This window comes from Pedobacter sp. BAL39 (assembly GCF_000170795.1).
Taxonomy (GTDB): Bacteria; Bacteroidota; Bacteroidia; order Sphingobacteriales; family Sphingobacteriaceae; genus Pedobacter.
Genome location: NZ_ABCM01000017.1, coordinates 1 through 12275, shown reverse-complemented (window position 1 = coordinate 12275; position 12275 = coordinate 1). Strand labels below are relative to the sequence as shown.

Here is a 12275-nt window from a genome sequence, read left to right as displayed (position 1 = left end):
TTAGTAGGGACTGGTATGGTTACAGCAGGTGTGCAAACACCTTGCTGTGCCAGCTTTCCTCAAATGGAAGTTCCCATTTCGTCTCAAACTCTTCAAGGGTTTGCACCAGGTTGTTGAAAACGATGGTTTTAGGTCCAATGGTCTTGATGTTGACCAGGGTTTCAAAATCTTCTTTATTGCTGACGATCACCTTACCGTCAATCTTGTAAGCCATATTGAACCTGTCGAACAGATCGACCTGGTATTCCTGTTCAATTTCCTTGATGATGCGTACTGAGGCATCAATAGAACATCCGGTGGCACCGGCCGTTGCTTCATCCACCGTGAACACGATGAAAAAGTGGTGCAATACTTCTGCTTTTGCACTCAGCTGATGCCCATGAGCTTTCCATTGCGAAGTGAACGCATTCAGCTTTTTGTCGATGGCCGAAACCTCGCTGTCGCTGAATGCCCTATTGCTCTGGTAGATCCAAATTCTTGATTGTGGAGAAAAAGTCATACTTCAAATTTACTAAAATATTTAAATTGATTTTTCTAAATTTTTGACGTGATGGAAAAGTTTACATTAAACTTGAAAACAGGCCTCTGTATTTTGATTTGCCTTGTTTTTATGGCTTTTTCAGCCTATATCCCCCTCGATGAGCAGTTTGTGTACCTGCAGAAAAAGCTCGTTGACCATTACGACAATACCCAGGAAAGTAAGGAGGTGAAACGTTATGAGCTAAATGTTACCAACAGTGGCTTTTGTCGGTATAAGCGTTATTTCAACAATGGGAAGGTTGAGTATTTCTCCTTCAACCTGATGAAATTCGCGTCCATGGATTACTACGGAACCGACAAAAATGGCAAACTCCTGCTGCGGACGAAGGGAGAAGATGTGATCGTCCAGACGCACAATGACAAAAAGGGTGATGTAGACAGCATGGCGACTTATCTGTCCATTCCGATGAAGGATATGGAGCCTGAAGATCTGGTAGATCTTTCCGAAAGGTTAACGAAACTTAACGGGCAGGTACTGGTTCAAAAATAGTATATACTGCAGTTTCCTCATATCTGGAGGCCACGATAATCTCCGTTCCATTTGAATGCACATTGAATAAGTCCTGTACCAGCTGCGGGTTGTTGTTGTCCTTACTCAGGTGGGAGAGCAACAGGTGGCTCATAAATGCCGGTCTGTGGGTGGTGAAAAGCTCAAGGGCCTGTTTGTTGGACAGGTGGCCCCGCCCGCCGCTGATCCTTTTTTTCAGGAAATAGGGATAGGCACTTTTGCTGAGCAGCTCGTCATCGTAATTCGCTTCAAGGAAGGCCGCATGGCATTGACGGAAGTGATCTACCAGCTGTTCACATGCTGCACCAAGGTCTGTGAAGACACCCACCTTGGTTTCACCGCAGCTCACCATGAAACTGTGGGGTTCTATGGCATCATGGATCTTGGGGAATACCTTAACACGAAGTGCGCCGATTTGAATAGTCTGATGACTGCTGATGGGTCTGAACAAATCCTCTCTGATGCTGAATTTGCAATTGAGCATGGTGCCCCTGGTGATGTAGACCGGCAGGTTAAACTTTGCGGATAAAGTACAAAGCCCTTTGATGTGATCAGTATGTTCGTGGGAGATGAAGATGGCTTTTACTTTGCCCATATCCAGTCCTAGTCTGGTCATGCGTTTCTCCGTCTCACGGCAGGATATTCCCGCATCGATAAGAACGGCTTCCTCTTCGTTGCCCACGTAATAGCAATTACCATTGCTACCCGAGTTTAATGATGCTATGAACAGATCGTTACAAGCCATTTGCTTTCGCTGTAATTTCTGCGATGTCGAGCACCGTTACATTCTGATCTTCGTCTTTCATTTTCACCCCATCACGCAGCATGGTCATGCAGAAAGGGCAGGAGGCAGCAATGATCTGTGGTTTTGTTTCCAGTGCTTCTTCAATCCTTTCGATGTTGATGTCCTTATTGCCTTTTTCAGGTTCCTTGAACATCTGTGCGCCACCAGCACCACAGCACAGTCCGCCGGACTTGCAGCGTTTCATCTCCACCAGTTGCGCATCGAGTGCTTCCAATGCCTTTCTAGGCGCTTCATAAACGTCGTTTCCGCGTCCCAGGTAACAAGGGTCGTGGTAGGTGATCTTTTTACCCTTAAAGCTCTCGCCGCCTTCGGCCTTGAGTTTTCCTTCGTCAATCAGCTGTTGGATGAGTTGTGTATGGTGGATGACCTCGTAGGAGCCACCCAGTCCGGGGTATTCATTTTTGATGGTATTGAAACAATGCGGGCATCCGGTAACAATCTTTTTAATGTTATAGGCGTTGAGCACTTCGATATTGGTCATAGCCTGCATCTGGAAGAGAAACTCATTTCCAGCACGTTTTGCAGGGTCGCCGGTGCAGCTTTCTTCCGTGCCAAGTACCGCATATTTCAGGCCTACATGGTGCAGTATCTTGCAGATGTCGCGTGTGGTCTTCTGTGCCCGTTCATCATAACTTCCGGCACATCCTACCCAAAATAAGATTTCAGGTTCTTCGCCCTTAGCCATTAGCTCTGCCATGGTAGGCACTTCAAAATTTAGTTGCTCGCTCATCTTCTGTAATAGTCGATTTAATAATTTGGATTAACTTTCTTTTGCCCAGTTGAAACGATCTGCCGGAGAATATTTCCATGGGGCGCCATTGTTTTCAATGTTACCAAGCATGGCGTTGATGCTGGCCGGCGACTGTGACTCTTCCATCACGGCAAACCTGCGCAGTTCTATAATGATGGCCAGCGGATCAATATTGATCGGGCAGGCCTGCGTACAGGCGTTACAGCTGGTACATGCCCATATCTCCTCGCGACTGATATAGGTGTCGATGAGGGACTTGCCGTCATCGAAACCATTGCCGGTCTTGTCTATGTTTTTGCCCACTTCTTCAAGCCTGTCCCTCGTGTCCATCATGATCTTGCGCGGGGACAACAGTTTTCCGGTGATGTTTGCCGGGCATACAGAGGTGCATCTTCCACACTCGGTGCAAGTATACGCATTCATCAGGTTAACCCAACTCAGGTCATTGACATCTTTTGCGCCAAACCTCCCGACTTCCCCCTCAGGGGGCGTAAATGAAGGATCCAACATCGCTTTTACTTCATTTGTGACACTCAGCATATTTGTGAATTCACCTTTTGGCTCCAGGTTGGAGAAGTAAGTATTCGGGAAGGCAAACAGGATATGAAAATGTTTGGAGTAGGGCAGGTAATTTAAAAATCCGAAGATCCCGATGATGTGGAACCACCAGCAGCCTCTTTCAATGGCCACAAGGCTGACCTCGGTATCAGGAAGGAGGCCTGTCAGGTACTGGCTTACGGGAAACGCTCCGGCGCTGATGTAGTGTGCGGCACCCAATGACTGCAGTTTTGCATCGGCAGCATTCATCAGCAGGAAGGCACTCATCAGTAAGATCTCTGTAATGAGGATGTAGTTGGCGTCAGACTTCGGCCAGCTGGTCATCTCGACTCCGCTGAAACGCTTCAGCCTGATGATGTTCCTCCGGATGAGGAAAATGGCACATCCCAGCCATACACCCAGGGCAAGGAGCTCAAAGGAGCCAATCAGGAAATTATAAAAAATACCCAGTCCGCCGAAAACGCGGTGGCTGCCAAAGATCCCATCGATCATGATCTCCAGGACTTCAAGGTTGATGATGACAAATCCTGCATAAACGATCAGGTGTAATACAGCAGGAACAGGACGGAAGAACATCTTGGTTTGTCCGAATGCAACTTTGAGCATTGTCATCAGCCTTTTCTTCGGCTGATCATCTCTATTTGCTGGTTTTCCCAGCCTGATATTACGGATTACCTTCTTTACATTATAGCTGAACCATGCTACGGCAGCCAGTGTAAGGACAATAAACAGGATTTGTGATACCATTTTCGAAGATAGTTTAGTTGATGCTAAGTTAAAACAAATCTCAGAAAACCACTTACTATGCATGCATAAAGTCTACAGTTTTTAGGGTTTCTAAATAAAACTGAGGGATTTTGAACTTTTTTCAAATAAAAGATGGTTTTACAAAAAAAGACTCTACATTTGCATTCCCAAACAATGGGAACAATATACAAACGGTGCCATAGCTCAGTCGGTAGAGCAAAGGACTGAAAATCCTTGTGTCGCTGGTTCGATTCCAGCTGGCACCACCAGTAAAAAAGCCTTATTTCAATCAGAAATAAGGCTTTTTTACTTTTAAAGGCATTTTTCTTTTTTTTATATCACCAACAAATCTACAAACTCATGTACCTGCATATTCGAAAGCTTGTCATGATCCAGTGAAGCATCCAGAATTACCTGTTGTTGTTTTTCAGGGAATTTCCTTGCAAGGTTGATTTTGAATTTATCGAGCAATTCAGGAATCCCTTCTGTTCTCCGGCGCTGGTGGCCGATCGGGTATTCTACCACTACCTCTTCCAGAATGGTTCCGTCATTCAATTCTATTGTCAATGCATTTGCAATCGAGCGTTTTGCAGGATCATGATAGTCGATGGTAAACCGAGGATCTTCAATACATTCCATTTTGTCCCTGAGTACGTCAATTCTCGGGTCAACAGCGATGTTGTCTTCGTAGTCTGCTGCTGTCAATCGTCCGTAGATCAGCGGTACTGCGACCATATACTGGATGCAATGGTCTCTATCGGCGGGATTGTCCAGCGGCCCTTTTTTGTCGATGATGCGGATTGCCGCTTCATGTGTACGGATCGTGATCTTTTTGATTTCTGTCGCTGCTCTGCCCAGTATTTTTAACTCCCCATGCAGGGTCATAGCCGCTTCTACTGCTGTTTGGGAATGGAATTCTGCAGGGAAGGATATTTTAAACAGGATGTTTTCCATTACATAAGAGCCGTATTCACGCTGGAACTTAAATTCGTTGCCTTTGAAGGAAACATCATAAAATCCCCAGGTTTTGGCCGTCAGCACCGATGGATACCCCATTTCTCCGGTTTTTGCAATCAGTGCCAGGCGAACAGCACGGGAAGTTGCATCTCCGGCCGCCCAGGATTTCCGGCTTCCGGTATTCGGGGAGTGCCGGTATGTCCTCAATGACTGCCCGTCTACGAAAGCCAATGAAACCGCATTGATGAGTTCGTCGCGTGTCAGCCCGATTAGCTTTCCGACCACAGCAGTTGAAGCAATCTTTACCAGGATTACATGATCCAGACCTACTTTGTTAAAAGAGTTTTCCAATGCCAGTACGCCCTGAATTTCATGCGCCTTGATCATGCCTTCCAGTACATCTTTCACCAGCAATGCAGGTTTGCCATTTGCAATGGCAGTTCTCGAAAGCCAGTCGGCGGTAGCAAGGATGCCACCCAGGTTATCTGAAGGGTGGCCCCATTCTGCAGCCAGCCAGGTATCATTAAAATCCAGCCAGCGGATGATGGTCCCGATATTAAATGCAGCCTGCACAGGGTCAAGCTGAAACTGAGTTCCGGGGACTTTTGCGCCATTGGGAACGACAGTTCCCTGTACAATAGGTCCCAGTAATTTGGTGCAAGCGGGGTAGGTTAAGGCTTCCAGTCCACATCCCAGAGTATCCAGCAGGCAGTAATGTGCAGTTTGCCAGGCCAGGGTGTTTGTGATTTCATAGTTTAAGACATAATCGACAATGTCTGTTAAGACCTTGTCAGGCTGCGGCCTTTCGTTAGAGATATATGTTGACATTTTATAATTCTTTTGATAAATATTGTTTCTTAGCGGTTTTCCATCGGGACAAAATCCCTGTTTTCCGGACCGGTGTAGTTGGCACTTGGGCGGATGATCTTTCCATCCTGCCGTTGTTCAATGATGTGGGCACTCCATCCCGTCACCCTTGAGATTACAAAGAGGGGAGTAAACATGAGGGTCGGTATTCCCATCAGGTGATAGGAAACTGCAGAGAACCAGTCGAGGTTGGCGAACATTTTCTTTTCCTCCCACATGAGGCTTTCTAAACGATCGGCGATGGTATAGAGCATCATGTCGCCGGCTTCTTCGGATAAATGCCCGGCAACCTTTTTGATAACGATGTTACGGGGATCTGAAATGGTGTAAACAGGGTGTCCGAAGCCGATGATGACTTCCTTGTTTTCCAGGCGCCTGTGAATGTCTGCTTCTGCTTCTTCCGGAGAGCCGTATCTGCTTTGAATATCATAGGCCACCTCATTGGCGCCCCCATGTTTCGGACCGCGCAATGCACCTATGGCCCCTGTTATGGCAGAATAGATGTCAGATCCTGTCCCTGCAATCACCCTGGCGGTAAAGGTGGAAGCATTGAATTCATGTTCAGCGTATAGGTTAAGCGAGATCTGCATGGCCTTTACCCAGGATTCCGGAGGTTTCCGTCCATGTAACAAGTGAAGGAAATGTCCGCCAATTGAATCGTCATCCGTTTCTACCTCTATTGTTTTTCCGTTGTGGGCATAGTGATACCAGTACAACAACGCTGAGCTGAAACAGGCTAGTAGCTTGTCGGCGATGTCCCTTGCTCCGGAAACATTGTGGTCGTCCCTTTCCGGCTGGATGCTGCCAATGGCAGAAACCGTGGAGCGCATGACATCCATTGGATGTGCCGCTGCAGGAATTTGCTGTAAGATATTTTTAACCGAATTGGGGAGCCCCCGTAACGACTTCAATTTGGTTTTATAGTTGATCAGCTGCGACCTGGTGGGAAGCGCGCCGTAAATCAGCAGATAGGCAACCTCTTCAAACTCGGCTTTTTCTGCCAGGTCCAGGATGTTGTAACCCCTGTAATGGAGGTCATTGCCACTCTTTCCTACGCTGCATAATGCGGTGTTCCCTGCGGGGACACCAGAAAGCGCTACACTTTTTTTAGGCCTGAAAGCCGGGGTTTCCTGATGCTCAGTCATGCTTGTCTGCTTTAAAAAGGTGATCTAATTTTTGCTCGTAGTCGTGATAGCCAATGCTTTTATAAAGCTCTTCCCTTGTTTGCATGGTATCCAGCACATGCTGCTGTGTACCATCTTTGCGGATGTGCTGATAGACATTTTCTGCCGCTTTATTGGCCGCACGAAAGGCCGAAAGCGGGTATAATACCAGACCGACGCCAGCATCTCGGAGCTCATCAACAGTATACATCCTGATCATTCCAAACTCAGTAATGTTGGCGAGTACGGGAATTCCTGTGGCGTCGACGAATTTCTGATAGTGGGAGAGGTCCGCGATGGCTTCCGCGAAGATAAAGTCGGCCCCTGCTGCGGCGTAAGCAACCGCTCTTTCCAGTGTTTTGTCCAGACCCTCCGCCTGGAAAGCATCTGTACGTGCGCCTATGACAAAATGTTCATCGGTTCTGGCATCTACAGCGGCCTTGAGTCGGTCAGCCATTTCTTCTTTGCTCACAACTTCCTTTCCCGGGCGGTGACCGCAACGTTTGGCGGCTACCTGATCCTCAATGTGCAGTGCCGCCGCGCCTGCTTTGATCAATGATTTTACGGTACGGGCAATGTTAAATGCCGAAGGGCCGAAACCCGTATCCACATCCACCATGAGGGGCAGGTCACACACACCTGTGATGCGCTGGATGTCAATCAGGACATCTTCAAGTGTGGTAATTCCGAGGTCTGGGATGCCCAATGATCCTGCAGCTACACCTCCTCCTGAAAGGTAAATGGCATTGAAGCCCGCTTGCTGTGCCAGTAGGGCATGATTGGCGTTGATGGCGCCTACAATCTGGAGCGGACTTTCCTTTTTTAAAGCCTCCCGGAATTTCTCACCGGGGGATTTAAGAATTCTTGTTTGCATTGTCAGTTTTTTACAGATTTATATTGGTTAGCAGTTCTTTGATGTTGACACCATGCGAAACTGATACCCATAGAACTATGGGTAGCCGAGGTGTAGATTTTTTTCGATTGATGTAATATGCAAAAGAACCTGACTGCAATTTAAAGAAAATAAAGCCAATAAGGTGAGCTCTTTTAGCAAACTGCCGGGAGGAATCGAGTAAATGTTCTGATCAGAACGTATACCAGCAGAAAACACATTTTTTAAATCCCATAAAATTAAATGGTTACGAGTTTGCAGTCGATTATTGGTAAATATTCATTGATGTCTGGTTTGGATTTTCGAAAAAAGATTTTACATTTGCAACCCCGATACGGGAGATGGTGCCATAGCTCAGTCGGTAGAGCAAAGGACTGAAAATCCTTGTGTCGCTGGTTCGATTCCAGCTGGCACCACCAGTAAAAAGCCTTATTTCAAATGAAATAAGGCTTTTTTGGTTTTAAGGGTTTTTTCTGCAGTAGTGGGCTATAATCTTATTCATGGCTCCTGCCGATCTAATTTGGGGTCTAACCGCTACTAAAAATGCGTCCAGGATGTATTTCGAAGCGATTTCATGGGGCTTAGCCTATCAAATTGCGAACCAATGGCTACGTGGTGGCTACGCAACCCCTTTGCAGCAGCGAACAAGGTACGTTCGCAATGTTTGTATACACGATTTGGGCTATTATAAATCTTAATCTGCTATTTCTATCACACTCTCTTAATTTTTGTCGGTTCAAAAACATTTTTAGATACCATTGGTTGTATGACAAATTAAACCTTCTACTATCCAGATACGAGCGTGAAAAAGTTAAACGGCCCCAGACTCCTATTGATTTTAGGTCTCGGCATCCTGCTGTTCGTTGAGGGCTTTTCGGCTTACAGGCTTCATCAGCTCTCAGGGGAACAGCACCAGATCAAAACCGATTACTCTAATGTGAACAACATTAGCTTCGGTTTATTTTCTGTGGATCAGTGGAGGGATAAGGTTTCAGGTATCCTGCATCATCAGGTGCGCAATTTTGAACTGACGCCACAACAGAAAAAGCAGCTGCGCACAGAAGTGGAACAGGTGATGCTGGCCCTGATCGATAAGGCCGAGGCACTGGTCAACAAAAAGAAAAAGACACTTGACGGAAAGATCAAGAAGTTTGTCATCAAAACTTTCGTGAATACCGATAAGATCAGGGAGAAAGTCCCTGGTTTTGCCGACCAGGTGATGGCTGAGCTTGATGACCCCGCCAACAAAAAGAAAATGAGCAGGCTTGCTATGGAGAAATTCGATAACCTACAGCACACCGACTATGTAGACAGCACGCTGGCCGTAAGACAAGCGGAGACAGGTGAAGTGTTCAAAAGGTATAAGGTGACTTCCACAGAAAAGCTGAATGAATTGCTGAAAAAACGCCTGGCGAAGATCAAGACCGAAACCTATACGCATTCTTTCATTATGATGGCCTGTATCGCCTTGGTATTGATTACCTGGTGGCTGCTGAGGAAAAAGAAAGAGCTGCATGCGACCTTATTTATCCTATCCTTGTGTTTTGCGTTCATCTTATTGGTAGTGGGACTTATGGCCTCCATGATTGAAGTTGATGCACGTGTCAGGTCCTTCGATTTTGTCTTGTTGGGGGAGCATGTGCTGTTTGAAAACCAGGTGTTGTTTTTCCAGAGTAAGAGCATTCTCGATGTCGTGCGTATCTTGATGAAACAGCCGGCGATTGATTCTATTCTGGTTGGCGCTTTGATTTTCATGTTCAGTGTGGCTTTTCCTGTGATCAAGCTAGCCTCAACAGGCATTCACCTGCTTGGAAAAAAGAAGATCGCCGAGAACAGGTTCATCAGGTTCTTTGCGTTCCGCTCGGGCAAATGGAGCATGGCCGATGTGATTGTGATCGCTATATTGATGGTATATATTGGCTTAAACGGACTGCTGGATAGTCAGTTGAAGGGATTGAACATTAAGAGCGACCTGCTGACGGTCATTACCACCAACAATACGGCACTGCAGCCGGGATATATCATCTTTATCTGTTTTGTGCTGTTTGGGCTGACACTTTCTACTATACTAAAATACATCAGCCCACACGACGCGCATTAATCATACCTTAATCTCTAACCTTATTAGCTTATAAACGATGAATTCAGCAACAACAAAAGATAAAATCGGCCTTCCAGGAATACTGGTCATGCTTGCGCTGGTGGCACTTTTGGTCGCAGAATGCTGGGCGGGCTTCAGGGTATATCAGCTTTCCAGGGAACGTGAGCAGATTAAGATCGATTATAGCGTATCTAATAACATTACTTTCGGCGTGTTCTCGGTGGACATGTGGAGGGAAAAGATCACTGGGATTGTAGAAGATAAAATCGGCGATTTCAAGGTTACTGCTCAGCAAAAGAAAGCGTTGCAGAAAAAGATAGAAGTCCAGTTGAATGGGCTCGTCACCAAGGTTGTTAAGGACATCAAAAAACCGCAAAAAAGTATTGGTGGTAAACTCAAGAAGTTCGCTTTTAAAACATTTGTCGATGAAGATGAATTGCGGCAGCCCATACCTGAGTTCGCGCGGACGATTGTTAACAAAGTGAGCAGTCCGGCAAGCATGAAGCGACTGAAATATGTTGCCGGCAGCAAGATAGACTCCCTGGAAAGTCAAACTTTCGACAACAGTGAGCCCGCAAGTGTAACCGTCAACAGAAATGTATATAAAAAGTATAAAGTGAACAATGCGGTGCAGTTCGACCAGACGATAGAACGTAAGCTGGATACCATCAAAAGGATGACCATGCAATATGCACTGGTGATGGCGGGGGCTGTAATCCTCGCGCTGGGGCTATGGTGGCTGGTAAGGATGCAGCCCCGGCTCTATACGCCTGCTTTTATTGTGTCCATCCTTTTTGCACTGGTGATCTTGATTGTGGGTACCAGCGCCACCATCATCGAGGTAGATGCGCGTATTGAGAGTTTGAAATTTACATTGCTTGGCGAAAAACTTTCCTTCGACAATCAGGTGTTGTTTTTTCAAAGTAAAAGCATTTTTGCAGTGGTGATGGACCTGCTGAAGGAACCTAAACCTGATGCTGTTCTGGTAGGGGTATTGTTGTTTTTGTTCGTACTCGTGTTGCCTCTACTGCGCCTCATCGGTAAAGGCATGTATGTGTGTTACAGGGAACGCAATCCCGAAGATCGTGTTGCTAAATTCCTGGCCTTTGATCTGGATAAATGGGACATGGCAGATGTGATGATCGTAGGGGTGGGGATGACCTATATCGGTCTTAATGGAATTTTAAAAAGTCAGCTATCGGGCCTGAACATCCAGGAAGACATCCTATCTACCACCACCTCAAATGCAACTTCTCTACAGGCCGGATATTTCATATTTACCGGGTTTGTTGTCTACTCAATTGTGCTGACCCTAATCTGCAAAAGGATCAAAAAAACTGTTCCGCTTTAAGCCTGTTTCTCTTACTGGCGCTGTTGATTTCATCTGGATAAAATTTGTATTTTAGTCAAACTTAATCTCAGTTATCCATGAAGATCACTTTTTTTATCCTAAAACCGATCTTATCGGTTATCGTTATCCTGCTTGCTGCGCAGCCAGGCAAAGCCGCGAAGGTGGACACCGTGCTCACCAGCAGTGAGGCCATGCACAAGAAGATAAAAGCAGCTGTCGTCACACCCGATAAATACAATAGTAACACCAAATTACCGGTGATGTATCTCTTGCATGGTGCTGGGGGAAACTATGCCGAATGGCTGGCCAAACCAGGGGATAAGGACGTGGTGAAGAAGATGTCCGATCTTTATCAGATGATTATTGTATGCCCGGATGGCGGTATCACCAGCTGGTATTATGACAGTCCTGTAGATTCTGCTTATCGCTATGAGACCTACATCAGCAAAGAACTGGTAAGTTTTGTTGACCAGCATTATGCGACAATCCAGGAACGTTCCGGCCGGGCGATCGTCGGGTTGAGCATGGGTGGACACGGTGCATTGTACCTGGCATTCCGTCATCAGGATTTATACGGTGCTTGCGGCAGCATCGCCGGAGGGGTCGATATCCGCCCTTTCCCTGAAAACTGGGACCTTGCCAAACGTCTCGGCAGTTATAGTGATTATCCTCAGCGCTGGGAAACAAACACTGTTATTAACCTGACTCACTTACTGACCCCGAACAAACTCGCAATTATCATCGACTGCGGTACCAGCGACTTCTTCTATGAGCCCAATGTGCGTTTCCATGAGAAACTTTTGGAACGTCACATTCCCCACGATTTTATCACGAGACCAGGCTCGCATAACTTTGAATACTTCGGGAAGGCATTGGTCACCCAGGCTTTATTTATCAGTCGTTTTTTTGATAAAACGCTGTAACAGGAACTGCCCAATTCATTTATCACATCTATCTCAAGCATCCTGATCAATCTCAGCCCGGGAGACTGTCAATGAATGTCACACAATGATCTGGTTATTCCATAGGAGGTTT

11 protein-coding genes and 2 tRNA genes are annotated in these 12275 nt (G+C 46.3%); 6 read left to right on the top strand and 7 right to left on the bottom strand.

Features of this window, described 5'->3' with window-relative positions; translation table 11 throughout:
• Positions 1-19: 19 nt before the first annotated feature.
• Complete coding sequence (locus tag PBAL39_RS18565; protein WP_008244378.1) at positions 20-499, bottom strand: hypothetical protein; 480 nt, start codon at positions 497-499, stop codon at positions 20-22.
• A 111-nt stretch (positions 500-610) separates the two neighbouring features.
• On the opposite strand from PBAL39_RS18565, the gene PBAL39_RS18560 reads away from it, so the two are divergent.
• Entirely contained in the window at positions 611-1030 is a 420-nt protein-coding gene (locus PBAL39_RS18560; protein WP_232282980.1) for a hypothetical protein, read from the top strand.
• Here the strand turns inward: PBAL39_RS18560 and PBAL39_RS18555 are convergent.
• Genes PBAL39_RS18555 through PBAL39_RS18545 form a run of 3 tightly spaced genes read right to left on the bottom strand, consistent with a single transcriptional unit; the run spans position 1002 to position 3909 of the window.
• Entirely contained in the window at positions 1002-1793 is a 792-nt protein-coding gene (locus PBAL39_RS18555) for an MBL fold metallo-hydrolase (protein ID WP_008244373.1), read from the bottom strand. The genes PBAL39_RS18560 and PBAL39_RS18555 overlap by 29 nt on opposite strands.
• Positions 1783-2583: a (Fe-S)-binding protein gene (locus PBAL39_RS18550; RefSeq protein WP_008244371.1), complete on the bottom strand. Its 801-nt coding sequence runs from the start codon at positions 2581-2583 to the stop codon at positions 1783-1785. Before PBAL39_RS18550 ends, PBAL39_RS18555 begins: the two co-directional genes overlap by 11 nt.
• Positions 2584-2613: 30 nt before the next feature.
• Positions 2614-3909 (bottom strand): 4Fe-4S dicluster domain-containing protein, encoded by a 1296-nt coding sequence (locus PBAL39_RS18545; RefSeq protein ID WP_008244369.1) that lies wholly within the window; start codon positions 3907-3909, stop codon positions 2614-2616.
• 193 nt (positions 3910-4102) lie between these two features.
• Here PBAL39_RS18545 and PBAL39_RS18540 point away from each other — a divergent pair.
• Positions 4103-4178: transfer RNA gene (locus tag PBAL39_RS18540), tRNA-Phe, on the top strand.
• A gap of 64 nt (positions 4179-4242) precedes the next feature.
• On the opposite strand, the gene PBAL39_RS18535 is transcribed toward PBAL39_RS18540, so the two are convergent.
• Genes PBAL39_RS18535 through prpB form a run of 3 tightly spaced genes read right to left on the bottom strand, consistent with a single transcriptional unit; the run spans position 4243 to position 7770 of the window.
• Positions 4243-5694 carry a bifunctional 2-methylcitrate dehydratase/aconitate hydratase gene (locus PBAL39_RS18535; RefSeq protein WP_008244368.1) on the bottom strand — a complete coding sequence of 484 codons (1452 nt, stop codon included), beginning with the start codon at positions 5692-5694 and terminating at the stop codon, positions 4243-4245.
• 29 nt (positions 5695-5723) lie between these two features.
• Entirely contained in the window at positions 5724-6878 is a 1155-nt protein-coding gene (gene prpC, locus PBAL39_RS18530; RefSeq protein ID WP_008244367.1) for a 2-methylcitrate synthase, read from the bottom strand.
• Complete coding sequence (prpB, locus tag PBAL39_RS18525; RefSeq protein WP_008244366.1) at positions 6871-7770, bottom strand: methylisocitrate lyase; 900 nt, start codon at positions 7768-7770, stop codon at positions 6871-6873. The genes prpC and prpB overlap by 8 nt, the downstream gene beginning before the upstream one ends.
• Positions 7771-8131: 361 nt before the next feature.
• Between prpB and PBAL39_RS18520 the strand changes: the two genes are divergently transcribed.
• The 4 genes from PBAL39_RS18520 (at position 8132) to PBAL39_RS18505 (ending at position 12163) form a co-directional block, all read left to right on the top strand.
• Positions 8132-8207: transfer RNA gene (locus PBAL39_RS18520), tRNA-Phe, on the top strand.
• A 383-nt stretch (positions 8208-8590) separates the two neighbouring features.
• Positions 8591-9889, top strand: coding sequence for a paraquat-inducible protein A (locus tag PBAL39_RS18515; protein WP_039867083.1), 1299 nt, complete (start codon positions 8591-8593; stop codon positions 9887-9889).
• A 37-nt stretch (positions 9890-9926) separates the two neighbouring features.
• Positions 9927-11240 (top strand): paraquat-inducible protein A, encoded by a 1314-nt coding sequence (locus tag PBAL39_RS18510; protein ID WP_008244364.1) that lies wholly within the window; start codon positions 9927-9929, stop codon positions 11238-11240.
• Between the two features lie 77 nt (positions 11241-11317).
• Positions 11318-12163: an alpha/beta hydrolase family protein gene (locus PBAL39_RS18505; RefSeq protein ID WP_008244363.1), complete on the top strand. Its 846-nt coding sequence runs from the start codon at positions 11318-11320 to the stop codon at positions 12161-12163.
• Positions 12164-12275 lie beyond the last annotated feature (112 nt).

What these genes read in the sequence shown, in the direction of transcription:
- PBAL39_RS18550 (WP_008244371.1), bottom strand. Translation starts at nt 2,583, where the DNA reads ATGAGCGAGCAACTAAATTTTGAAGTGCCTACCATGGCAGAGCTAATG.
- PBAL39_RS18510 (WP_008244364.1), top strand. Translation starts at nt 9,927, where the DNA reads ATGAATTCAGCAACAACAAAAGATAAAATCGGCCTTCCAGGAATACTG.
- prpB (WP_008244366.1), bottom strand. Translation starts at nt 7,770, where the DNA reads ATGCAAACAAGAATTCTTAAATCCCCCGGTGAGAAATTCCGGGAGGCT.
- PBAL39_RS18560 (WP_232282980.1), top strand. Translation starts at nt 611, where the DNA reads ATGGCTTTTTCAGCCTATATCCCCCTCGATGAGCAGTTTGTGTACCTG.
- prpC (WP_008244367.1), bottom strand. Translation starts at nt 6,878, where the DNA reads ATGACTGAGCATCAGGAAACCCCGGCTTTCAGGCCTAAAAAAAGTGTA.
- PBAL39_RS18505 (WP_008244363.1), top strand. Translation starts at nt 11,318, where the DNA reads ATGAAGATCACTTTTTTTATCCTAAAACCGATCTTATCGGTTATCGTT.
- PBAL39_RS18535 (WP_008244368.1), bottom strand. Translation starts at nt 5,694, where the DNA reads ATGTCAACATATATCTCTAACGAAAGGCCGCAGCCTGACAAGGTCTTA.
- PBAL39_RS18545 (WP_008244369.1), bottom strand. Translation starts at nt 3,909, where the DNA reads ATGGTATCACAAATCCTGTTTATTGTCCTTACACTGGCTGCCGTAGCA.
- PBAL39_RS18555 (WP_008244373.1), bottom strand. Translation starts at nt 1,793, where the DNA reads ATGGCTTGTAACGATCTGTTCATAGCATCATTAAACTCGGGTAGCAAT.
- PBAL39_RS18565 (WP_008244378.1), bottom strand. Translation starts at nt 499, where the DNA reads ATGACTTTTTCTCCACAATCAAGAATTTGGATCTACCAGAGCAATAGG.